Here is a 21,817-nt window from a genome sequence, read left to right as displayed (position 1 = left end):
ACCCCTTCGCCTGCGGATCACACTTCCGTCCACTGGCGCAGCAGGTTGTGATACATATTGAGCAGGGAGAGCACCTCTTCTCCGTCGCCAAAGCGCGTTTTGAGCGACTGGATCGTGCGGTCCAGGTCGTAGAGCATCGCGCGCTGCTTATCGTCGCGGACCATCGACTGGATCCACAGGAAAGAGGCCTGGCGTACGCCGCGGGTGACCGGGGTGACGCAGTGCAGGCTGCTGGCGGGATAGAGCACCAGATGCCCGGCCGGGAGCTTCACCCGATGCTGGCCATAGGTGTCTTCAATGACCAGTTCGCCCCCCTCATAGCTTTCCGGTTCGCAGAGAAACAGCGTCGCCGATAAATCGGTCCGCATCCAGCCCGCTTCGCCGTTCTGACGCACCGCGCCATCGACATGAAAGCCGTAGGTCTCCCCCGGCCCGTAGCGATTAAACAACGGTGCGGAAATCGTCCGCGGCAGCGCGGCGGAAAAAAACTGCGGATGGCCGCGCAGCGCGTCGAGTACGGCGGCCTGCAGACGGGCGTACAGCGGCGTGCGGGTATCGATCTGTTGGTTTTGTTTGACGGTCGCCCCCTGGCTGCCGACGGTAACCCGCCCGTCAACCCATTCGGCCTGCGCCAGCCGGCGGGCATATTCAGCCACCTGGTCCGCCGTTAGCACGTCAGGAATGTGATACATCATTGCGGTGTCCTCTCAAAAAGGTGGGGCGCGATGGCCCCACGTACAGACTCAGAAATGGACGTTCGCCGTCAGCATAAAGGTACGGGGTTCGCCCGGATGATAGCGATAGCCGCTCTTGTTGATGGAAGCCACGTAATCGGTATCAAACAGGTTGTACATATTGAGCTGCAGATCGAGGTTGCTGTTGACCCGATAGCCCAGTTTGGCGTCGGCGACCCAGTAGCCCTCGGTGTGATCCGGGGTACCCACCGCGCCATCGCTGCCCCGGCGCAGGCTTCCGACATAGCGCACGCCGCCGCCGACGGACAAATCGCTGGTGGCCTGATACTGCGTCCACAGCGTAAAGGCATGTTTCGGAGTGTAGGCCAGCGCGGAAGAGCCATCCTGCGCCACATTCTGCCCCTCCGTCACCTTGGCATGCTGCTGGGTGTAGCCGGCGATGATCGTCCAGTCCGGTGTCAGGTTCCCGGTCGCGGAGAGCTCATACCCCTCCACGCGCTTTTTGCCGTATTGCGACCAGGTTCCGTCATCGTTAGCGGCCACTTCGTTTTCAATATCGGTACGGAATAACGCCGCGCTGAGCAGCAGGCGCTTGTCGAGGATCTGCCACTTGGTGCCCAGTTCGCTGGATTTCGCCTTCTGCGGTTTAAAGTCGGTCCGGTTGGCGCTGTTGCCGCTGCCGCTGGCGGCCAGCGCGAAGCTGCTGCCCCCCGGCGGTTGCTGCGAGATGGCATAGTTGACGTAGATATTGCCCTGCTCGGTTAAGCGATACAGCGCTCCGGCCTTCCAGTTAACCAGGTTACCGGATTTGGCGGTATCGACTGTGGTGACCGGGCTGCCGGTCGACTGTCCTGGCGGGCAGGCGACAGCCCCGCGTCCGCTGCCGCCGCAGGCGGTGGCGCTGTCATATTTGGTATGGTAACTGTCGAGACGCAGCCCGCCGTTGACCTCAACCCGATCGGTCAGCGCCAGCGTATCGAAGGCATAAATGCCGAAGGTATCGGTCTGGCCGTTGGCGTTCGCCCCGTTTCTGTCCAGCCCGCCAATCGACAGGCTGCTCACCGGATGATAGAGATTCACCGCCGGGGCGGTCAGGGCGTTGACGCCATAGTTGGTCTGGTTTTCCCGGGTAAACTCCACGCCGGCGCTGACGTCATGGCCTATCGAGCCGGTATTGAAGGTCGAGGTGATATTGGTCTGGTTGGTCAGAATGCGGTTGCTGACATCTTTGGTATTAACCAGCCGTGACCAGCTCCAGGTGTTGACGTCATTGATGTCGGGGGCAGTGATATTGCTCGCGCCGCCCATCACCGCAGTCAGGAGATACTCCTGCTTCACCCGCGACCAGCGGGTGGTATTGCGCACGGTGGTATTGTCCGTCAGATCGTGTTCGAAGCGCAGGGTGCCGCTGTCAGTGGTGGATTTATCGTAATCGGAGTCGGTGCCATAGAAATTGCTGGTATTGACCTTACCGGCGGAATTGAGCGCGGCATACTTCGGCGAAGGCGCTGAATAGCCCGGCAGGCCGACGGTGGGGATCCCGCCATCCGGGGTGTTGTTCTGCCGGACGTGGAGATAGTTCAGATACAGACGGGTGGGCGTATCGAGGCCAAAGGCCAGCGACGGAGCGATGCCGTAGCGCTCGTTCTCAATCTTATCCCGGCCGGCGTCGTGAGTTTTTTCGCCCATCAGGTTGAGGCGAAACGCGGCGTTGTCGCCGAAGGCCTGGTTAAGATCAAGGGTACCCCTGCGCGACCAGGCGCTGCCGATGCTGGCCGAACCGTCGATCCCGGAGTCAAGGCGCGGCTGCTTGCTGATCATATTGATCGAGCCGGAGGGGGCGCTGCGGCCATAGTCCGTGCCGGCGGGCCCTTTGATGACTTCCACCTGCTGGGTATTGAAGGTATCCCGCGTCACGCTGCCGATATCGCGAATGCCGTCCACATAAATACTGTTGGAGGTGTCCACGCCGCGCATAAAGATGGCGTCCCCGGTGGTTGAGCTGCCATTCTCCCCGGCGTAAAACGCCCCGACGCCAGGGACGTTCTTGAGGGCGTCAGTCAGGTTGGTGACGCCCTGATCTTTAATGACCTGTTCGGGGATCACGGTGATGGTGCGAGTGGTATCCACCAGCGGTTTATTAAACTTGGGATCGGCGGAGACCCCGGGAGAATAAAGCGAAGGCGGGGCGGCTTCCACCACCAGCGTCTCTTCATTATTTTTGACTGATTTTTCCGCTGCCATGCCGGTTGCCGGCGCGGCCCCCAGACACAGACCCGTAAACAATGCCAATGAGTTGAAACTGCCAAACGGCAGAGAAGCGTTTTTTTCCATGATAAATGCAGGCTTATTTTTAGTTATTCGCACATATCACGCCGCGCAAAAGCGACGTTATTCGTCGTCTGGCTTGCGCTGACCCGGCGTGACTCTATAAATGATAAAAAGAATAGTTATCATTCGCCTTAATATTTACACAGAAAAGTTGACGTTTAAACTGATTTCTTCACCACCGTTTACAAATTTCATAAATTTTGAACAAAAAAGGCGGATTAGCTCGGCAAAGGCGGCGGGACAAAGCGGTACATGGCGTGGTGATCTGGGATCAATGACGACGGGCGGGCGCCGGAGGACGCCCGGAGGCAGGCGTCCCGGCGGGCTTACCAGGGCACCGTGCGGCCCTGGTAATTCAGATACTCCAGTCCCGGGCGCCGCTGCTTGTCGAGCAGGACGTTCACCAGGCGTGGGATGGTCTCTTCGATGGTCAGGGGGATGTCGGCCCCGCCGAGCTCGGTGCGGATCCATCCCGGAGCCATCACTACCAGCGGGTGGGAGGCCGAGGTGGGGCGAGCGGCGAAGCTGCGCATGAACATATTCAGCGCGGCTTTACTTCCGCGGTAGAGCTCCCGCTGGCCGCCGAGATTGTTCGTCAGACTGCCCTGGCCGGAGGACATCACGCCCAGCAGCCCCTGCGGCTTGACCGCTGGCTGCGACAGCTGGTGCGTGAGGTGTGTTGTGAGTAAAAAAAAGCCCGCACAAGTGCGGGCAAAAATACTGGAAGCAATGTGAGCAATGTCGTACTGAATACCTGAGTTATTTACTCAACTATTCAGTAATGAGAAAGATAATATTTCTCATTTAAGATATCAACCCCATCTTTTGTGCGGAAGCGATTTTTATCCAAGGGTAAAGACCGTGCGCTGCTGGATATCATTAGCGTGATGAACCAGCCGGTGCGCGATGAGCAGATCCTCCAGGCGGCTGGCGTCCAGCTGGAACAGATGCTGTTTCCGCTGCTGGTGGCGGTAGGGCGCCATGGCCCGGTGGGGGGGAGCTGGCGGATCATTTAGGGCGCGATAACACCACCGTCAGTCGCCAGGTGAAGAAACTGGAAGCCCAGGGGCTCGCCTGTAAGCAACCGAACCGTCATGCCCGACGGATCAGCGAAGTGACGCTTAGCGCCAACGGACAACAGATTATCGACAGGATCGCTGTGGCGCGGCGGCGGTTGATGAATCAGGCGCTGGCGCAGAGGTCGGAAGAGGAGGGGCTGGCGCTGTTTCGCTTAACGCGCAAATACGCCGACAGTTTGCAGAAATCATCGCCGCCCGGCGCAAGACCGGGCGGCTGACGGTCAGGCGGTTTTGGTCGCCGCCTTCAGGCTCTGGACGAAGGCTTTCAGCTCGTCGAGCATGGCCTGCGGCTCATCAAGATGGCGTTCGATGATTTTGACGATGGCGGAACCGGAGATCGCCCCGGCGGCGCCGGCGTCAATGGCGGCGCTCACCTGCTCCGGCGCGGAGATGCCAAAGCCCTGCAGCGGCGGTGCGGCGTGATATTCCGCCAGCTTCTCCACCAGATGGTGCAGCGGCAGCGCAGCGCGATTTTCCGCACCCGTCACCCCGGCGCGCGACAGCAGATAGGTGTAGCCGCGGCCATATGAGGCAATCTGGCGCAGTAAATCGTCATCCGCATTGGGCGGGCAGATGAAAATCGGCGCGATGTTATGGCGCATCGCCGCCTGGCGGAACGGGGCGGACTCTTCCACCGGCACGTCGGCGACCAGCACCGAGTCGACGCCGACGCGGGCGCACTGGGCATAGAACTCATCGATACCCGGGCTGAAGACGAGGTTGGCGTACATCAGCAGGCCGATTGGGATCGTCGGATGCTTCTGGCGGATCGCCGCCAGCATCTCAAAGCACTGCGCCGGGGTCACCCCCGCGGCGAAGGCGCGCAGGGCCGCGCCCTGGATGGTCGGGCCGTCCGCCAGCGGGTCGGAGAAGGGGATCCCCAGCTCAAGGGCATCGGCGCCGCCTTCGATCAGCGCATCGATAATTTTCAGCGACTGCTCCGGTCCCGGATCGCCAAGGGTCACAAAGGGGACGAAGGCGCCTTCCTGGCGGTTTTTTAGTTGGGCAAACAGCGTCTCATAGCGTTCCATCAGATTTCCCCTCGCGCTTTCAGGATGTCGTGTACGGTGAAAATGTCTTTATCGCCGCGGCCGGAGAGGTTAACCACCAGCAGCTGCTCTTTTTCCGGGTTTTCGCGCATCATCTTCAGCGCGTGGGCCAGGGCGTGCGAGGACTCCAGCGCCGGGATGATCCCTTCGTGGCGGGAGAGCGCTTTGAACGCGTCCAGCGCTTCGTCGTCGGTGATCGACACATAGTCGGCGCGCCCGGTGCTGTTCAGAAACGCGTGCTGCGGCCCAACGGACGGGAAGTCCAGCCCGGCGGAAATGGAGTAAGATTCCTCGATCTGGCCGTCGGCGGTTTGCATCATCGGCGACTTCATGCCGAAGTAGATCCCAACACGACCATGCTTCAGCGGCGCGCCGTGCTCCCCGCTTTCGATACCGTGCCCGGCAGGCTCCACGCCGATCAGGCCGACTTGGGTTTCCTCGATAAAATCAGCGAACATGCCGATGGCGTTTGACCCGCCGCCGACGCAGGCGATCACCGCGTCCGGCAGGCGTCCCTCTTTTTCGAGGATCTGCGCTTTGGTCTCTTCGCCAATCATGCGCTGGAATTCACGCACGATGGTTGGGAACGGGTGCGGACCGGCGGCGGTGCCCAGCATATAGTGCGCCTTCTCGTAGCTGCCGGACCAGTCGCGCAGCGCCTCGTTACAGGCATCTTTCAGCGTGGCGGAACCGCTGTGCACCGGGATCACTTCGGCGCCCATCAGGCGCATACGGAAGACGTTCGGCGACTGGCGCTCGACGTCCTTAGCGCCCATGTAGATACGGCATTTCAGGCCGAGCAGGGCGCTGGCCAGCGCTGAGGCGACGCCGTGCTGGCCGGCGCCGGTCTCGGCGATAATTTCGGTTTTGCCCATCCGTTTGGCCAGCAGAGCCTGGCCCAGTACCTGGTTGGTTTTGTGCGCGCCGCCGTGCAGCAGATCTTCGCGTTTCAGGTACAGGGTGGTGCGGGTCCCTTCGGTCAGGTTCCGGCATTTGGTCAGGGCCGTCGGACGACCGGCGTAGTTTTTCAGCAGGTCGGTGAATTCCGCCTGAAAGGCCGGGTCCTTCTGCGCGCTGACAAAGGCTTCTTCCAGCTGGCGCAGGGCGGGCATCAGGATCTGCGGCACATACATGCCGCCGAATTCGCCGAAGTAGGGGTTCAGTAAAGTGCTCATTATTGCTCCTTAATATGCGCGCAGCGTCTGGAAAACGGAGGCCAGCTTGCTGGCGTCTTTAATCCCGGGTTGCGACTCTACGCCTGAATTGAAATCGAGTCCGGCACAGCCGCTTTTGGCCGCTTCCACACAGTTATCGGCGCCGAGGCCGCCGGCCAGCATAACGTTGCGCAGATCCTGGCCCTGCAGCAGGCTCCAGTCAAAACGCTGGCCGCTGCCGCCCTGGCCGTTGTCGAGCAGATACTTATCGACATGGCGGAGTGTACGGGCCGGCAAGGTTTCGCCAACGCTCAACGCCTTCCAGATGCGGACGTTATCCGCGAGGGCGTCGCGCAGCGCGTCGATATAGGCCTGGTCTTCATCACCGTGCAGCTGCACGGCGGCCAGCCCCAAGGCCTGGGCGCGGGCGACCACCTCGTCCAGCGGCGCATTGCGGAAGACGCCGACGTACTGCAGCGGCGCGGCGGCGATCACCGCTTTGGCCTGGGCATCATTTACCGCCCGCGGCGAGGTCGGGACGAAGATCAGGCCGCCGTAAATGGCGCCGGACTCCCAGGCCACCTGGGCATCCTGTGGGCGCGTCAGGCCGCACACTTTGTTCTCGCCGAGCAGCACGCGTTTGACCGCCGCTTCCAGATCCGCCTGCTCCATCAGGGCGGAGCCGATCAGGAAGCCGTTGGCGAAGTGGCTCAGCTCACGCACTTCGGCATAGGTATGGATGCCGGATTCGCTGATCACCGTGACATCCGGGCCGAGACGCGCCGCCAGCTGACGGGTGCGGTTAAGGTCAATCGACATATCGCGCAGGTCGCGGTTGTTAATGCCCACCACCTTCGCCTTCAGAGCGATGGCGCGCTCCAGCTCCTCTTCGTTGCTGACTTCGGTCAGCACGCCCATATTCAGGCTGTGAGCCACCGCGGAGAGCTGACGATACTGTTCATCGTCGAGCACCGAGAGCATCAGCAGGCAGGCGTCGGCCTGATAGTAGCGCGCCAGGTAGATCTGGTAAGGGTCGATGGTGAAGTCCTTACACAGGATCGGCTGCGGCGCGACCTTGCTGACGATCGGCAGAAAATCGAAGCTGCCCTGGAAATATTTCTCATCACACAGCACCGAGATCGCCGAGGCGTAGTGTTTGTAGATGCTGGCGATCGCCGCCGGATCGAAATCTTCGCGAATCAACCCCTTCGACGGCGAGGCCTTTTTGCACTCGAGAATAAACGCGGTGCGGGTGCCGGCCAGCGCGTCATAGAAATTGCGCTGCGTCGGGACGACCTCATTCTGAAAACTGGCTAACGGTTGTTGTTGTTTGCGGGCTTCCACCCAAATCGCTTTGTCGGCAACGATTTTTGCTAAAACGGTCTGCATTCTTTACCCTCTTGCCGCTAAGGCGGTCACTCTGTCATAGGCCGCGCCGCTGTGCAGCACATCCAGTACCTGCTGAGCGTTAGCTTTCAGATCTTCATGCCCGTGTAAACGCATCAACATGGCGACGTTGGCGGCGACGGCGGCTTCGTGAGCGGCTTCACCTTTACCTTGTAGCAAGCGCGTCAGAATGTCACGGTTTTCTTCCGGCGTACCGCCCGCCAGCTGCGCCTGATGGTAAGGCGTCAGGCCGAAGTCGTCGGCGGTCAGCTGATAGCTTTTGATTTCCCCGGCATGCAGCTCGGCGACCACCGTGGGCGCATGCAGCGAGACTTCATCCATCCCGCCGCTGTGCACCACGGCCGCGCGCTGATAACCGAGTACGCGCAGGGTTTCCGCAATCGGCAACACCAGCTCCGGGCTGTAGACGCCAATCAGCGCCAGCGGCGGATGCGCCGGGTTGATCAGCGGTCCCAGTACGTTAAACAGGGTACGGGTCTTCAACTGCTGACGGACCGGCATCGCGTGGCGGAAACCGGTGTGATACTTCGGCGCGAACAGGAAGCAGACGCCCAGCTCATCGAGCGCCGCGCGGGATTTATCGGCGTTCATATCGAGATTAATGCCGAAGGCCGCCAGCAGGTCGGAAGAGCCTGATTTACTGGAGACGCTGCGGTTGCCGTGCTTCGCCACTTTCAATCCACAGGCGGCGGCGACAAACGCGCTGGCGGTGGAGATATTAATGCTGTTACTGCCGTCGCCACCGGTGCCGACGATGTCGGCAAACAGATAGTCCGGGCGCGGGAACGGCGCGGCGTTTTCCAGTAGCGCGGTGGCGGCGCCGGCAATTTCCTGCGGCTGCTCGCCGCGCACTTTCATGCTGACCAGCGCGGCGGCCAGCTGTTCAGGCTTCACTTCGCCGCGCACCACGGCGGAGAACAGCTGGTGGCTCTCCTGCTGACTCAGGGTTTCCGCCTGGTACAGTTTCTCCAGGATCGGCTGGAGGGTGTTGGTATGCTCCAGCTTCTGCAGCGCCCAGGCCAGAGTCTGCTCCAGCAGTCGCGCGCCCTGGGTGGTGAGGATCGATTCCGGGTGGAACTGGAAGCCGCACACCCGGTCAGCATCGTGACGCACCGCCATCACCATGCCGTTGAAATTGGCGTTAATCGTCAGCCCGGCGGGAATATTGCTGCCGACCAGCGAGTGGTAGCGCGCCACCGGCAGCGGGTTAGCCAGACCGGCAAACATCGCCTGGCCGTCGTGCTCAATGCTGGAGGCTTTGCCATGGAGGATCTCGCCCGCCTGGCCGACATAGCCGCCGTAGGCTTCAACAATGGCCTGGTGGCCGAGGCAGATGCCGATGATCGGCAGCTTGCCCCGCATGCGGGTCAGCAATTCCGGCATGCAGCCGGCTTCGCTTGGCGTACCCGGGCCAGGGGAGAGCATCAGCACCGGGTTGTCCATGGTGCCCAGACGCTCAATCAGCGCCTGCGCCGGAACGGAGTTACGGTAAATCACCACGTTATGGCCGTTGGCGCGCAGCTGGTCTGCCAGGTTATAGGTGAAAGAATCGATATTATCGAGCAGCAGAATGTCAGCCATCAGAAAATCTCCTTCGCGTGATGGGCCTGGGCAATGGCGCGCAGCACCGCGCGGGCTTTATTTCGGGTCTCATCCGCTTCCGACTGGGGAACCGAGTCGAGCACAATGCCGGCTCCGGCCTGGACGGTAGCGATACCCTCCTGCACGTAGGCGGAACGGATGACGATGCAGGTGTCGAGGTCGCCGTGGGCGGTGAAATAGCCCACCGCGCCGCCGTAGCTGCCGCGTCGTTTACCTTCGGCGGCGGCAATCAACTGCATGGCGCGAACCTTCGGCGCGCCGCTGAGAGTGCCCATGTTCATGCAGGCGCGGTAGGCGTGCAGCACATCAAGATCCTGACGCAGTTCACCCACCACCCGGGAGACCAGATGCATGACAAAGGAGTAACGGTCAACCTTGGTTAAATCGGCGACATAGCGGCTGCCCGGGGTGCAGATGCGGGCCAGATCGTTGCGCGCCAGGTCCACCAGCATCAGGTGCTCGGAAAGCTCTTTGTGATCGGTGCGCATTTCCAGTTCGATACGGCTGTCGAGATCGCGATCCAGCGAACCGTCGGCGCGGCGGCCGCGCGGCCGGGTGCCGGCGATGGGGTAGATCTCAATCTGACGGCTGACGGCATCGTACTTCAGCGAGCTCTCCGGCGAGGCGCCGAACAGGGTGAAATCGTTGTCCTGCATAAAGAACATATACGGGCTGGGGTTACTCTTCTTCAGCACATCATAGGCGGCCAGCGGCGACGGGCAGGGCAGCGAGAAGCGGCGGGAAGGGACCACCTGGAAGATTTCCCCGGCGCGGATCGCGCGCTGCATTTTGCGCACCACCGCGCCGTACTCTTCATCGCTCTGGTCAACGTCGCAGCGCATTTCGGCCACGGTGGTGACCGGCAGCGGCAGCGGCGGCTCGTTCAGCTGCTGGCGCAGCTGGCTCAGGCGCTGCTCCAGGCGCTGTTTTTCACTCTCCAGCGGCGTGAACAGGCTCGCCTGAATGCGGGTATGCTTGGTCTGATGGTCGATGACCAGCAGGGTCTCCGCCAGATAGAAACAGTAGTCCGGGCAGGCGGTGTCGCTCTGCAGCGGCGGCAGATCTTCAAAGCCGGCCACCAGGTCATAGGCGAACAGGCCGCCGAAGAACATCGCTTCACGCTCGTTGGCCGGGACGGTCACCAGCTCCTGCAGGAGACGGAAGGCGTCAAACACTGACAGCGAGCAGAGGCGGGCGTCTTCATCGAGCAGGGAGCTGACCGCCGGGAAGGTCAGGATGCGGCCATTGGGCTGGCGCTGATTGGCGATCCCGGAGGGCAGCGCGCCGTCCAGCAGCTCCAGCAGCGCGGCGCCGTTGGCGGAGAGGGCCTGAATGGTGACAGTGTCACCGAGGGCAGTGATGCGCAGCGCGCTGTCGACCAGCAGCAGGCTTTTTAAGTCATCTTTGCTGTCGATGTCAGCCGATTCCAGCAGCAGGGTGGCCGGACGGGCGCCGCACAGTTGGTGGAATAACGCCGTCGGGTTCTCCCGGTAGATGGCGTCGCTGGTGAGAAGCTCGAGTGCCGGTTTGGATGTTTGCATTATTGTTCTCGCCTGTTCGTATTATTTTTGTCCAATAAAAAGCCCGCTCATTGGCGGGCCGGGTATCTGTATGCTGAATGCAAAACGCGATCACGCCGCCCGTTATCAGGAGGTGCGCCACCAGCTGTGCAGAGTGATAAAGTGCATTTTCATCGTGATACCCCTTCATGTGAACTTGCGTACTAGTTAACTAGTTCGATGGAATAAAGTCAACCCTTGTTTGCAGATTTTCTCTGCCTGTCGGTATGATAATGCGCTTATTTACGTTGATGTCCAGCAGGAGTCCTTTTGAGCGACAGCCAATACGCAGTGATTTACGATCTGCACAGCCATACCACCGCCTCTGACGGGCGGCTGACTCCGCAGGAACTGGTCCATCGCGCCCATGAGATGCGCGTTGGCACGCTGGCGATCACCGACCATGACAGCGTGGCGGCTATCCCGGCGGCCCGGGAAGAGATTGCCCGCGCCGGATTACCCTTGACCCTGGTGAACGGCGTCGAGATTTCCACCCTCTGGGAGAATCACGAGATTCATATTGTGGGTCTCAATATTGATATTGCGCACCCGGCGATGACCGCCCTGCTGGAGGAGCAGAAAGCGCGGCGCCAGCAGCGCGGCCAGATGATTGCCGAGCGTCTGGAGAAGGCGCGCATCCCCGGCGCCTGGGAAGGGGCGCTGCGGCTGGCGGACGGTGGCGCCGTCACCCGCGGCCATTTTGCCCGTTTTCTGGTGGAGGCCGGCCACGCGAAGAACATGGCGGAGGTCTTCAAAAAATACCTTGCCCGTGGGAAAACCGGTTACGTGCCGCCGCAGTGGTGTACAATAAAACAAGCAATTGATGTCATTCATCATTCTGGCGGCAAGGCGGTGATAGCCCATCCCGGACGTTACGATCTTTCCGCCAAGTGGCTGAAGCGGCTGTTGGCCCACTTTAGCGAGCAGGGCGGTGATGCCATGGAAGTGGCCCAGTGCCAGCAGGCGCCCCACGAACGCGCTCAACTGGCCGCCCTGGCCGTGCAGTTTGGTCTTCTGGCGTCGCAGGGATCCGATTTCCATCAGCCCTGCGCGTGGATCGAGCTTGGCCGTAAGCTCTGGCTCCCTGCCGGCGTCGAAGGCGTCTGGCACAGCTGGGAAGCGGCCGCCGAATAAAAATTGAGAGGGAAGTATGAGCCAGTTTTTTTATATCCATCCGGATAACCCGCAGGCGCGGTTGATTAACCAGGCGGTGGAGATTGTGCGTAAGGGCGGGGTGATCGTTTATCCTACTGACTCCGGCTACGCGCTGGGCTGCAAAATTGAAGACAAGGGCGCGATGGAGCGGATCTGCCGCATCCGTCAGCTGCCGGACGGCCACAACTTCACCCTGATGTGCCGCGACCTGTCCGAACTGTCAACCTACGCCTTTGTGGACAACGTGGCGTTTCGCCTGATGAAAAACAATACGCCGGGCAACTACACTTTTATCCTCAAAGGAACGAAAGAGGTGCCGCGCCGGCTGCTGCAGGAGAAGCGTAAAACCATTGGTATGCGCGTCCCGTCCAATCCCATCGCTCAGGCGTTGCTTGAGACCTTAGGCGAACCGATGCTCTCCACCTCGCTGATGCTGCCCGGCAGCGACTTTACCGAATCCGACCCGGAAGAGATCAAAGATCGTCTGGAGAAAGTCGTGGACCTCATTATCCACGGCGGCTTCCTTGGACAGCAGCCGACCACGGTTATCGATCTCACTGAAGACGCTCCGGTGGTGCTGCGCGAAGGCGTCGGCGACGTGAGGCCTTTCCTCTGATCGTCATCGTCGGGCGGTGGTTCATGCTCCGCCCGGCTCCCCGCGTTTCCTTCCTGACGGCACGACAATCAACCACAGCGCCAGACCGATCAGCAGTGCGCTGAGAATCAGCCCTTTTTGGATGGTCTCTCCGAGGTACAAATAGCCCCACAGCGCCGCAAAAGGTGGGATCAAAAAGGTAACGGACAGCGAACGCAGCGGTCCTATATCAGCAATCAGGCGAAAATTGAGAATATACCCTACTGCTGTACAGACCACGCCCAGCATGACTATCGCTATCCACGGCAGGCTCTGTCGCCAGTCTATGACCGGACCATACCAGCCTGACCAGAGAAAGAAAGGCAACAGAAACAGCGTGGCGCCGATCTGGCTGCCCAACGCGACGCGCTCAGCCTCAAGGCCGCCCCGCTGCTGGATCCAGCGACGGGTCAGAAAGCCAGCCAGACCGTAACAGGCGGTCGCGATCAGGCAGGCCCCGATCCCCGGCAGCAGGAGGGCGGCGCTGAGGCTGGAGGTTGGGCGCGCAATGACTGCCACGCCAATGGCGCCCAGTAACGCGCCGCCGCCTTTGCGCAGGGTTAACGGTTCTGCAAAGCATAACGCGCCGATAAGCATTCCCATCATCGGCGCCGTGGCGTTGAGCGTGGCGGAATACCCTGCCGGCAGCCACTGTGCGGCAAGGCAGTACATCAGAAAAGGAAGGCCTGAATTAATGACCCCCAGCTTCAGAGTGGATATGAATTTTCCCTGATATCCGCTCCATTTACCCTGCACGCCGATTAACAGCCCGAGCGCGATAGCGGCGAACAGTACGCGAAGAAAAGCGCTGTTCATCGCCCCGAACGCCGGGGTGGTGATGCGCATAAACAAAAAACTGGCGCCCCAGAGAGCGGCGAGCAGCATCAGGCGGCCATAGTCGATAACACGCATGATTGACTCCTTGTAGTCACGAAGGAAGTCAACTGTAGAACTCACGTGCAGCGTCCGACAAACGCGTTATGCTTACATGATTAAGTTATTCTTAACTGAGATTCCATGTCGATGAAACTTCCACCGCTGAATGCGCTGCGCAGCTTTGAAGCGGCGGCACGGCTGCTTAGTCTGAAGCAGGCCGCCAGTGAGCTTTGTGTTACGGCAAGCGCCGTCAGTCAGCAAATTGCCCACCTCGAGGAAGCGCTGAATACCCCGCTTTTTATTCGTACTCCCCGACAGTTACAGTTAACGGAGGTGGGGGAGATCTACCTGCGGGCCGTTCAGCCCGCCTTTCTCCAGATAGCCGCCGCCACCCAGCGCCTGCAGGTGCGAGCGGGGCCAGAAAAGGTGACGCTCAGCTGTACCAGCGGCTTCGCCATTCAGTGGCTGCTGCCACGCCTGGCTGATTTTGAACGACGTTATCCAAAGATTGAGATCCAGATCGGCACCACCAACCGGCGAGTAGATTTGCTGAGTGAAGGGATCGATTTTGCCGTGCGTCATGGTGTCGGCGGCTGGCCGGAACTGCAGGTTTACCGCCTACTGGATGACGACCTTATCCCGGTCTGCAGTCCGCAACTGATTGCTCCGCTCCGGTCCCTTGCCGATGCGGGCGATCTGCTGCAGTATCCGCTGCTGCACGATGAGCAACGCGAAGACTGGGCGCTGTGGTGTGAGGCCGTGGGGCTGGAGCCGGACCGCGCGCGCCGCGGTCCGGTGTTCACAGATTCCAACGGCGTGACGGAGGCGGCGTTCGCTGGTATGGGGATGGCATTACTGCGACGTTCATTCATAGCGCCTGCGCTGACGCAGGGGCGGCTGGTTAATCCTCTGGCGCAGCCCATCGCCTGTCCGCTGGCCTATCATCTGGTTTACCACGAGACCGCGCTGCTGGCGCCTGCCAACCGCTGTTTTCGCGACTGGCTGCTCGGCCAGCGCCCGGCTGTTGGTGAGGAGGGCGCGCAGTGAGGGGGATCACTGTCCGGTAAAGATCTCTATGCGTGAATGCGCACAGGAGAAGGAGGAAAATCTGTTCCATACTCAAGGCGCGGTGTGGCGAACAGAAGCTTTCCCGACGAAGTTAGTGTAGTATGTTCGGCCACGATTACGGGCTCGCGGTGAATGTTTTGCGCATGCCAGCGAGACTTTACGTAAAAAGTATATACGTAACAATGAGTTGTTGATAAAGGCCTCATTGTTTCATAAAGCATACCAGACGCCTGGGAAGGCGACACCTTAAGGAAGCTCAATGAGCGAGAAACTGCAAAAAGTGCTGGCCCGCGCCGGCCACGGCTCCCGCCGTGAAATTGAAGCGAAAATCGAAGCTGGCCGCGTCAGCGTCGATGGCAAAATCGCCACCCTCGGCGACCGTGTGGAGATCGTCCCCGGTTTAAAAATTCGTATCGATGGCCATCTGATCTCGGTGAAAGAGTCCGCCGAGCAGATCTGCCGCGTGCTGGCTTACTACAAGCCGGAAGGCGAACTGTGCACCCGTAACGATCCGGAAGGGCGCCCGACGGTGTTCGATCGTCTGCCTAAACTGCGCGGCGCGCGCTGGATTGCCGTTGGTCGTCTGGACGTCAACACCTGCGGCCTGCTGCTGTTCACCACCGACGGCGAACTGGCAAACCGTCTGATGCACCCGAGCCGTGAAGTCGAGCGTGAGTACGCCGTTCGCGTTTTCGGCCAGGTGGATGAAGATAAGCTGCGTCAGCTGTCTCGCGGCGTGCAGCTAGAAGATGGTCCGGCGGCGTTTAAAACCATTAAATTCACCGGCGGTGAAGGGATTAACCAGTGGTACAACGTCACCCTGACCGAAGGGCGTAACCGCGAAGTGCGTCGCCTGTGGGAAGCGGTCGGCGTGCAGGTCAGTCGCCTGATCCGCGTGCGCTATGGCGATATTTTGCTGCCGAAAGGCCTGCCGCGCGGCGGCTATACCGAGCTGGACCTGGCGCAGACCAACTACCTGCGCGAGCTGGTGGAACTCACTCCGGAAACCAGCTCTAAGGTCGCCGTTGAAAAAGATCGTCGCCGGTTGAAAGCCAATCAGATCCGCCGGGCGGTGAAGCGCCACAGCCAGAGCAGCGCTAACCCGCGCCAGGGTAATAACAGCAACCGCCGTTCCAGTACCCGTAATAAGACCAACGGTTGATGTTGCGCGTTCCGGTGGTTTTGCGCCGGAACGCGGACTTCCTTTCGCCGTATCCGGCCCTCAGTAGTCAATCCCCATCTGTGCTTTAATGCCGGCATCAAAGGCATGTTTCACCGGGCGCAGCTCGCTGACGGTATCCGCCAGTTCAATAATATCGCGATGACAGCCGCGGCCGGTGATGATCACCGACTGGTGGGCAGGACGCTCACGTAGGGCGCTCAGCACCGCCTCCAGCGGCAGGTAATCGTAGGCCACCATGTAGGTCAGTTCGTCCAGCAGCACCAGATCGAGCTGGTCGTCGGCAAGCATACGGCGGGCATGCTCCCAGACCGCCAGACAGGCGGCGGTGTCGCTGTCGCGGTCCTGGGTGTTCCAGGTAAAGCCTGTCGCCATTACCTGGAATTCGACGCCGTGTGGCTCCAGCAGATTACGCTCGCCGTTAGGCCAGGTCCCCTTGATAAACTGGATCACGCCGACTTTTTTGCCGTGGCCGACGGCGCGGGTCGCGGTGCCAAAGGCGGCGGTGGTTTTGCCTTTGCCGTTGCCGGTAAAGACCATCACAATGCCGCGTTCGTCCTGGGCCGCCGCCACCCGGGCGTCAACTTTATCTTTCAGCCGCTGCTGGCGTTCGCGGTAGCGTTCATCACTCATTGGGCAATTCCTGGTTTACGCCCCGGTTGGGCGTCGAAGGTCATTCCCGTCTTGCGACGACTGTCGTCGCCCATCAGCCACAGATAGACGGGCATAATGTCAGCGGGGGTTTTCAGTTTCAGCGGATCTTCCGTCGGGAACGCGCTGGCGCGCATGCCGGTGCGGGTGCCGCCAGGGTTGATGCAGTTCACGCGCAGGTGGCGGCTTTGGTACTCGTCGGCCAGCACCTGCATCATCCCTTCGGTGGCGAATTTGGAGACGGCATAGGCGCCCCAGTTGGCGCGACCCTGACGACCGACGCTGGATGAGGTAAAGACCAGCGAACCTGATTCAGAACGGAGTAATAAAGGAAGAAGCGCCTGGGTCAGCATAAAGGTGCCATTGACGTTCACCTGCATCACCTGCTGCCAGACCTCCGGTTTCTGCTCATCCATCGGGCAGATGTCGCCGAGCAGGCCAGCATTGTGCAGCACGCCGTCAAGGCGGGGATAGTGCATGCTGATCTGCTGCGCCAGCTGCTGACACGCCTGCGGCGTGCAGGTTAGCAGGTCGAGAGTAAACCAGCGGGGGGAAATACCTCCCTCGCGTTCAATCTCCTGGGCGACGGCGCGCAGTTTTTCGTCGTTGCGGCCAAGCAGAATCACGCTGGCGCTGTAGCGGGCGTAGGTCAGGGCCGCTTCACGGCCAATTCCGTCGCTGGCCCCGGTGACCAGAATGATGCGATCTTTCAGCAAGTGGCGTTGCGGTTGATAATGCACGGCGACTCCTTTGGCGATCGGCTCTCGATCGCGCTTCATCTTTGGTATCTCACTTTTGCGCTGTTATGCCTGAAAGCGCCCGCCATTGCAATCGGCGAAGCGGAAAGTATTCACAAAATTAATATCTTGCAACGATTTCAGCCTCGCTGAAAAAAAACGGAATCCGCTGCGCAGAGGACACAAAGCACAAAGACTTCTCGCCAGGGGCTGATGTACACTGTGCAGCAACGTCAGTGCTTTACACAAGGTGAAAACGTGGAATTACTTGCTCAATATGGCTTGTTTTTAGCCAAGATCGCGACCGTTGTCGTCGCTATCGCGGTGATTGCCGCTATTATCGTCAACCTGGCCCAGCGCAAGAAGCAGCGCGGCGAGCTGCGGGTGACGAATCTTAGCGAGCATTATAAAGAGATGAAGGAGTCGCTGGCGGTGGCCCTGCTGGATGGCCCGCAGCAGAAGCAGTGGCATAAGTCGCAGAAGAAAAAGCAAAAGCAAGAGGCGAAGGCGGCGAAAGCGCGGGCGAAGCTGGGTAACGTGGAGCCGGAAGGCAAGCCGCGCGCCTGGGTGCTGGATTTCAAAGGCAGTATGGATGCCCATGAGGTCACCAGCCTGCGCGAAGAGATCACCGCGGTGCTGGCCGCGGCGAAAGCGCGCGATCAGGTGGTGATTCGTCTGGAAAGCCCCGGCGGGGTGGTGCACGGCTACGGGCTGGCTGCCTCTCAGCTGCAGCGCTTGCGTGACAAACAGATCCCGCTGACGGTGGCGGTCGATAAAGTGGCGGCCAGCGGCGGCTATATGATGGCCTGCGTGGCGAACAAAATTGTCTCGGCGCCGTTTGCGATCCTCGGCTCTATTGGCGTGGTGGCGCAGATCCCAAACCTGCACCGTTTCCTGAAGAACAAAGATATTGATATCGAACTGCACACCGCCGGACAGTACAAACGAACGCTCACTATGCTGGGTGAAAACACTGAAGAAGGACGGCGCAAGTTCCGCGAGGATCTCAATGAGACGCACCATTTGTTCAAGGATTTCGTCCATCGGATGCGCCCGGGCCTTGATATTGAGCAGGTGGCCACTGGCGAGCACTGGTACGGGGTACAGGCGCTGGAAAAAGGGCTGGTGGATGCGGTTGAAACCAGCGATGAGCTGCTGCTGGGATTAATGGAAAGTCACGAGGTGATCGGGGTGCGTTATCAACAGCGTAAGAAAATGCTCGATCGCTTCACCGGTAGCACGGCGGAAAGTGCCGATCGACTGCTGCTGCGCTGGTGGCAGCGCGGACAGAAGCCGCTGATGTAGATGATAAAACGCGAGGCTCTGCCTCGCGTTCTCGTTTAGAGCGGTCTTAATCTACGCCGGTCTTAATCGACAAGGTGATATTTGTCCGACAGCTCATGGGCGAGGTACTTAAACATATTAAATACGGCTGTACTCTTTGGCGTCGGCAGACCCTGCTCATCAAGATAGAACTCACCGCTAAACACCAGGACATTGTTGCGCTGAACGACGTCGGTGGCTTCGATACCGGCTAACGTATCCTCATGTTCGCGAATAAGTTTGTTGGCTTTTTCGAGCAGCGTCTGGCGATCGATTGGTTGGGTTGTACCTTGCATAACGGACTCCTCTTTTTCTCCGGGCGTAGTTTACGCCGCGCGGCGGCGCGGGGCAAATTTTCCATGGACAAAACAGGGGTAATCGTAACCAGTGGAGAAACAGCCGTTTACTGGCGTGATTCGCTTTTGCATGCTAATAAAGTTGCGTAACGAATTTTATCAGGTACAGTGTGACGCTTTCGGCGATCTGGCAACAGATTTGCTTGACATTCGGCCAAAAATTCTTCGTGCTATGTCACCTGACGAAAAAAGGTCAGCAAACTCAAGCGCCTGGTTTTACGGAGTTGAAACAGGTGTTCTGGGTTGATATTCACCGACGGTGCCGCAACATATGAGGCAGTCGCCAGTGGAGGGTGTATGAATGTGCGATGTATTCCTGGATGAATCAAATTAGGTAAAGGTGAATATGGGTAAAGCTCTCGTTATCGTTGAGTCCCCGGCAAAAGCCAAAACGATCAATAAGTATCTGGGTAATGACTACGTGGTGAAATCCAGCGTCGGTCATATCCGCGATTTGCCGACCAGTGGATCAGCTTCCAAAAAGAGCACCGACTCTACCGCCACCAAAGGGGCTAAAAAGCCTAAAAAGGACGAACGTGGTGCTCTGGTTAACCGCATGGGCGTGGACCCATGGCATGACTGGGATGCGCATTATGAAGTACTTCCGGGTAAAGAAAAGGTAGTTTCAGAACTCAAACAGTTGGCGGAAAAAGCTGACCACATCTATCTCGCAACCGACCTTGACCGCGAAGGGGAAGCCATTGCCTGGCACCTGCGGGAAGTCATCGGCGGCGATGAGCAGCGTTACAGCCGCGTGGTGTTCAATGAGATCACCAAAAACGCCATTCGTCAGGCTTTCGAAAAGCCGGGCGAGCTGAATATCGATCGGGTTAACGCCCAGCAGGCGCGTCGCTTTATGGACCGCGTGGTGGGTTATATGGTTTCGCCGCTGCTGTGGAAAAAAATCGCCCGTGGTCTTTCTGCCGGGCGCGTGCAGTCCGTCGCGGTCCGCCTGGTGGTGGAGCGTGAGCGTGAAATCAAAGCGTTCGTCCCGGAAGAGTACTGGGAAGTTGATGCCAGTACCACCACGCCGGGCGGCGACGCGCTGCCGCTGCAGGTGACCCATAAGGATGATAAGCCATTCCGTCCGGTCAGCCGTGATGAGACGATGGCGGCGGTATCGCTGCTGGAAAAAGCCAGCTACAGCGTACTGGAGCGGGAAGACAAGCCGACCAGCAGTAAGCCGGGCGCGCCGTTCATCACCTCCACCCTGCAGCAGGCGGCCAGCACCCGCCTCGGCTTCGGCGTGAAAAAGACCATGATGATGGCTCAACGTCTCTATGAGGCGGGGCACATCACCTATATGCGTACCGACTCCACCAACCTGAGTCAGGACGCACTGAACATGGTTCGCGGTTATATCAGCGATAAGTTTGGTAAAAAATATTTGCCGGAAAGCGCGAATCAGTACGCCAGCAAAGAAAATTCACAAGAAGCGCACGAAGCGATTCGTCCGTCTGATGTGAACGTGCTGGCGGAAACGCTGAAAGATATGGAAGCGGATGCGCAGAAACTGTATCAGCTGATCTGGCGCCAGTTTGTCGCCTGTCAGATGACGCCGGCGCAGTACGACTCCACGACGCTGACCGTGGCGGCGGGCGATTTCAAACTGAAAGCGCGCGGTCGTACCTTACGCTTCGACGGCTGGACCAAAGTGATGCCGGCCCTGCGCAAGGGCGATGAAGACCGGACCCTGCCGCTGGTCAAACAGGGCGACCAGCTGAGCCTGGTCGAGCTGACGCCTGCGCAGCACTTTACCAAGCCGCCGGCGCGCTTCAGCGAAGCCTCGCTGGTTAAAGAGCTGGAAAAACGCGGCATCGGCCGTCCGTCGACTTATGCCTCGATTATTTCCACCATTCAGGATCGTGGTTACGTGCGAGTGGAAAACCGTCGTTTCTACGCGGAGAAAATGGGCGAGATCGTCACCGACCGACTGGAAGAGAACTTCCGCGATCTGATGAACTACGACTTCACCGCGCAGATGGAAGATCGTCTCGATCAGGTGGCTAACCACCAGGCCGAGTGGAAAGAGGTACTGAACCACTTCTTCGGCGATTTTACCACCCAGCTGGAGACGGCGGAGAAAGATCCGGAAGAGGGCGGCATGCAGCCGAACCCGATGGTGCTTACCAGCATCGACTGCCCGACCTGCGGCCGTAAAATGGGTATCCGTACCGCCAGCACCGGCGTTTTCCTCGGCTGTTCGGGCTATGCCCTGTCGCCGAAAGAGCGCTGCAAAACCACCATTAACCTGGTGCCGGAAAACGAAGTCCTCAACGTGCTGGAAGGCGATGACGCCGAAACTAACGCGCTGCGCGCCAAACGCCGCTGCCAGAAGTGCGGTACGGCGATGGACAGCTACCTTATCGATCCCAAGCGTAAACTGCACGTCTGCGGTAACAACCCGACCTGCGATGGCTATGAGATTGAAGAGGGCGAGTTCCGCATCAAGGGTTATGACGGTCCGGTAGTGGAGTGCGAGAAGTGCGGCTCCGAGATGCACCTGAAGATGGGGCGTTTTGGGAAGTACATGGCTTGTACCAACGACGAGTGTAAGAATACGCGTAAGATCCTGCGCAATGGGGAAGTGGCGCCGCCGAAGGAAGATCCGGTGCCGCTGCCGGAGCTGCCGTGCGAGAAGTCTGACGCCTATTTCGTACTGCGTGACGGGGCCGCGGGCGTCTTCCTGGCGGCCAACACCTTCCCGAAATCACGGGAAACGCGCGCGCCGCTGGTGGAAGAGCTGTACCGCTTCCGCGATCGTCTGCCGGAAAAACTGCGTTATCTCGCCGATGCGCCGCAGCAGGATCCGGAAGGTAATAAGACGCTGGTGCGCTTTAGCCGTAAAACGAAGCAACAGTACGTAGCGTCCGAAAAAGAGGGCAAAGCGACCGGCTGGTCTGCCTTCTTTATCGACGGTAAATGGACGGAAGCTAAAAAGTAACTGACCATTATCAGGCA

At 59.6% G+C, this 21,817-nt stretch carries 17 protein-coding genes, 2 pseudogenes and 1 other annotated feature; of the genes and pseudogenes, 7 read left to right on the top strand and 12 right to left on the bottom strand.

Translation table 11 applies throughout. The features are described 5' to 3' along the window. Nucleotides 1-17 precede the first annotated feature (17 nt). The 3 genes and pseudogenes from ybiX to ACLH1U_RS09915 all read right to left on the bottom strand — a co-directional run. Nucleotides 18-695: a PKHD-type hydroxylase YbiX gene (ybiX, locus tag ACLH1U_RS09925; RefSeq protein ID WP_072422008.1), complete on the bottom strand. Its 678-nt coding sequence runs from the start codon at nt 693-695 to the stop codon at nt 18-20. A gap of 48 nt (nt 696-743) precedes the next feature. Then, entirely contained in the window at nt 744-3,029 is a 2,286-nt protein-coding gene (locus ACLH1U_RS09920) for a catecholate siderophore receptor Fiu (protein ID WP_102002083.1), read from the bottom strand. Between the two features lie 323 nt (nt 3,030-3,352). Further along, a pseudogene (locus ACLH1U_RS09915) lies at nt 3,353-3,682 on the bottom strand (short-chain dehydrogenase); the annotation flags it as partial. 171 nt (nt 3,683-3,853) lie between these two features. Between ACLH1U_RS09915 and ACLH1U_RS09910 the strand changes: the two are divergent. Beyond that, nucleotides 3,854-4,323 (top strand): annotated as a pseudogene (locus ACLH1U_RS09910) (MarR family winged helix-turn-helix transcriptional regulator). A gap of 3 nt (nt 4,324-4,326) precedes the next feature. On the opposite strand, the gene trpA reads toward ACLH1U_RS09910, so the two are convergent. Genes trpA through ACLH1U_RS09885 form a run of 5 tightly spaced genes read right to left on the bottom strand, consistent with a single transcriptional unit; the run spans nt 4,327 to nt 10,858 of the window. Next, nucleotides 4,327-5,136, bottom strand: a complete 810-nt coding sequence (gene trpA / locus ACLH1U_RS09905; RefSeq protein WP_023289322.1) for a tryptophan synthase subunit alpha — start codon at nt 5,134-5,136, stop codon at nt 4,327-4,329. Next, nucleotides 5,136-6,329 carry a tryptophan synthase subunit beta gene (gene trpB, locus ACLH1U_RS09900; RefSeq protein ID WP_101861487.1) on the bottom strand — a complete coding sequence of 398 codons (1,194 nt, stop codon included), beginning with the start codon at nt 6,327-6,329 and terminating at the stop codon, nt 5,136-5,138. The genes trpA and trpB overlap by 1 nt, the downstream gene beginning before the upstream one ends. Before the next feature lie 9 nt (nt 6,330-6,338). Continuing rightward, nucleotides 6,339-7,697 carry a bifunctional indole-3-glycerol-phosphate synthase TrpC/phosphoribosylanthranilate isomerase TrpF gene (gene trpCF / locus ACLH1U_RS09895; RefSeq protein WP_023289324.1) on the bottom strand — a complete coding sequence of 453 codons (1,359 nt, stop codon included), beginning with the start codon at nt 7,695-7,697 and terminating at the stop codon, nt 6,339-6,341. 3 nt (nt 7,698-7,700) lie between these two features. Next, entirely contained in the window at nt 7,701-9,296 is a 1,596-nt protein-coding gene (trpD, locus tag ACLH1U_RS09890; protein WP_023289325.1) for a bifunctional anthranilate synthase glutamate amidotransferase component TrpG/anthranilate phosphoribosyltransferase TrpD, read from the bottom strand. Then, the gene (locus ACLH1U_RS09885) at nt 9,296-10,858 is read right to left on the bottom strand and encodes an anthranilate synthase component 1 (protein ID WP_023289326.1); all 1,563 of its coding nucleotides are present in this window, start codon (nt 10,856-10,858) and stop codon (nt 9,296-9,298) included. Before ACLH1U_RS09885 ends, trpD begins: the two co-directional genes overlap by 1 nt. A gap of 33 nt (nt 10,859-10,891) precedes the next feature. After that, nucleotides 10,892-10,987 (bottom strand) — a sequence feature (Trp leader region). Between the two features lie 159 nt (nt 10,988-11,146). Between ACLH1U_RS09885 and rnm the strand changes: the two genes are divergently transcribed. Next, nucleotides 11,147-12,010, top strand: a complete 864-nt coding sequence (gene rnm, locus ACLH1U_RS09880) for an RNase RNM (protein WP_023289327.1) — start codon at nt 11,147-11,149, stop codon at nt 12,008-12,010. A 16-nt stretch (nt 12,011-12,026) separates the two neighbouring features. Further along, nucleotides 12,027-12,647, top strand: a complete 621-nt coding sequence (locus ACLH1U_RS09875; RefSeq protein WP_023289328.1) for an L-threonylcarbamoyladenylate synthase — start codon at nt 12,027-12,029, stop codon at nt 12,645-12,647. A 21-nt stretch (nt 12,648-12,668) separates the two neighbouring features. Here the strand turns inward: ACLH1U_RS09875 and ACLH1U_RS09870 are convergent, their stop codons facing one another. Continuing rightward, on the bottom strand, nt 12,669-13,577 hold the full coding sequence (locus ACLH1U_RS09870; RefSeq protein ID WP_411299226.1) for a DMT family transporter: 909 nt from the start codon (nt 13,575-13,577) through the stop codon (nt 12,669-12,671). A 111-nt stretch (nt 13,578-13,688) separates the two neighbouring features. On the opposite strand from ACLH1U_RS09870, the gene gcvA reads away from it, so the two are divergent. Beyond that, complete coding sequence (gcvA, locus tag ACLH1U_RS09865) at nt 13,689-14,588, top strand: transcriptional regulator GcvA (RefSeq protein WP_411299244.1); 900 nt, start codon at nt 13,689-13,691, stop codon at nt 14,586-14,588. A gap of 280 nt (nt 14,589-14,868) precedes the next feature. Then, entirely contained in the window at nt 14,869-15,771 is a 903-nt protein-coding gene (gene rluB / locus ACLH1U_RS09860; protein ID WP_023289330.1) for a 23S rRNA pseudouridine(2605) synthase RluB, read from the top strand. Between the two features lie 60 nt (nt 15,772-15,831). On the opposite strand, the gene cobO is transcribed toward rluB, so the two are convergent. Further along, nucleotides 15,832-16,422 carry a cob(I)yrinic acid a,c-diamide adenosyltransferase gene (gene cobO / locus ACLH1U_RS09855; protein WP_023289331.1) on the bottom strand — a complete coding sequence of 197 codons (591 nt, stop codon included), beginning with the start codon at nt 16,420-16,422 and terminating at the stop codon, nt 15,832-15,834. Beyond that, nucleotides 16,419-17,180, bottom strand: coding sequence for a YciK family oxidoreductase (locus ACLH1U_RS09850; RefSeq protein ID WP_032452539.1), 762 nt, complete (start codon nt 17,178-17,180; stop codon nt 16,419-16,421). Before ACLH1U_RS09850 ends, cobO begins: the two co-directional genes overlap by 4 nt. Nucleotides 17,181-17,435: 255 nt before the next feature. On the opposite strand from ACLH1U_RS09850, the gene sohB reads away from it, so the two are divergent. Continuing rightward, nucleotides 17,436-18,482 (top strand): protease SohB, encoded by a 1,047-nt coding sequence (gene sohB / locus ACLH1U_RS09845; protein WP_275256764.1) that lies wholly within the window; start codon nt 17,436-17,438, stop codon nt 18,480-18,482. Nucleotides 18,483-18,544: 62 nt separating this feature from the next. On the opposite strand, the gene ACLH1U_RS09840 is transcribed toward sohB, so the two are convergent. Then, nucleotides 18,545-18,796 (bottom strand): YciN family protein, encoded by a 252-nt coding sequence (locus ACLH1U_RS09840; protein ID WP_002901761.1) that lies wholly within the window; start codon nt 18,794-18,796, stop codon nt 18,545-18,547. A gap of 406 nt (nt 18,797-19,202) precedes the next feature. Here ACLH1U_RS09840 and topA point away from each other — a divergent pair, with 406 nt between their 5' ends. Continuing rightward, the gene (gene topA / locus ACLH1U_RS09835) at nt 19,203-21,800 is read left to right on the top strand and encodes a type I DNA topoisomerase (protein WP_275256765.1); all 2,598 of its coding nucleotides are present in this window, start codon (nt 19,203-19,205) and stop codon (nt 21,798-21,800) included. Nucleotides 21,801-21,817 lie beyond the last annotated feature (17 nt).

Origin of the sequence: Klebsiella sp. 1SOBk5mer (assembly GCF_046603115.1) — a bacterium.
Classification (GTDB): domain Bacteria; phylum Pseudomonadota; class Gammaproteobacteria; order Enterobacterales; family Enterobacteriaceae; genus Klebsiella; species Klebsiella quasipneumoniae.
The sequence above is the reverse complement of the archived record's forward strand: the minus strand, read 5'-3'. Positions and strand labels throughout refer to the sequence as shown.

Excerpts from the sequence above, each read along its gene's own strand:
- ybiX (WP_072422008.1), bottom strand. The coding sequence starts at position 695 with ATGATGTATCACATTCCTGACGTGCTAACGGCGGACCAGGTGGCTGAA.
- ACLH1U_RS09920 (WP_102002083.1), bottom strand. The coding sequence starts at position 3,029 with ATGGAAAAAAACGCTTCTCTGCCGTTTGGCAGTTTCAACTCATTGGCA.
- trpA (WP_023289322.1), bottom strand. The coding sequence starts at position 5,136 with ATGGAACGCTATGAGACGCTGTTTGCCCAACTAAAAAACCGCCAGGAA.
- trpB (WP_101861487.1), bottom strand. The coding sequence starts at position 6,329 with ATGAGCACTTTACTGAACCCCTACTTCGGCGAATTCGGCGGCATGTAT.
- trpCF (WP_023289324.1), bottom strand. The coding sequence starts at position 7,697 with ATGCAGACCGTTTTAGCAAAAATCGTTGCCGACAAAGCGATTTGGGTG.
- trpD (WP_023289325.1), bottom strand. The coding sequence starts at position 9,296 with ATGGCTGACATTCTGCTGCTCGATAATATCGATTCTTTCACCTATAAC.
- ACLH1U_RS09885 (WP_023289326.1), bottom strand. The coding sequence starts at position 10,858 with ATGCAAACATCCAAACCGGCACTCGAGCTTCTCACCAGCGACGCCATC.
- ACLH1U_RS09875 (WP_023289328.1), top strand. The coding sequence starts at position 12,027 with ATGAGCCAGTTTTTTTATATCCATCCGGATAACCCGCAGGCGCGGTTG.
- ACLH1U_RS09870 (WP_411299226.1), bottom strand. The coding sequence starts at position 13,577 with ATGCGTGTTATCGACTATGGCCGCCTGATGCTGCTCGCCGCTCTCTGG.
- gcvA (WP_411299244.1), top strand. The coding sequence starts at position 13,689 with ATGAAACTTCCACCGCTGAATGCGCTGCGCAGCTTTGAAGCGGCGGCA.
- rluB (WP_023289330.1), top strand. The coding sequence starts at position 14,869 with ATGAGCGAGAAACTGCAAAAAGTGCTGGCCCGCGCCGGCCACGGCTCC.
- cobO (WP_023289331.1), bottom strand. The coding sequence starts at position 16,422 with ATGAGTGATGAACGCTACCGCGAACGCCAGCAGCGGCTGAAAGATAAA.
- ACLH1U_RS09840 (WP_002901761.1), bottom strand. The coding sequence starts at position 18,796 with ATGCAAGGTACAACCCAACCAATCGATCGCCAGACGCTGCTCGAAAAA.
- topA (WP_275256765.1), top strand. The coding sequence starts at position 19,203 with ATGGGTAAAGCTCTCGTTATCGTTGAGTCCCCGGCAAAAGCCAAAACG.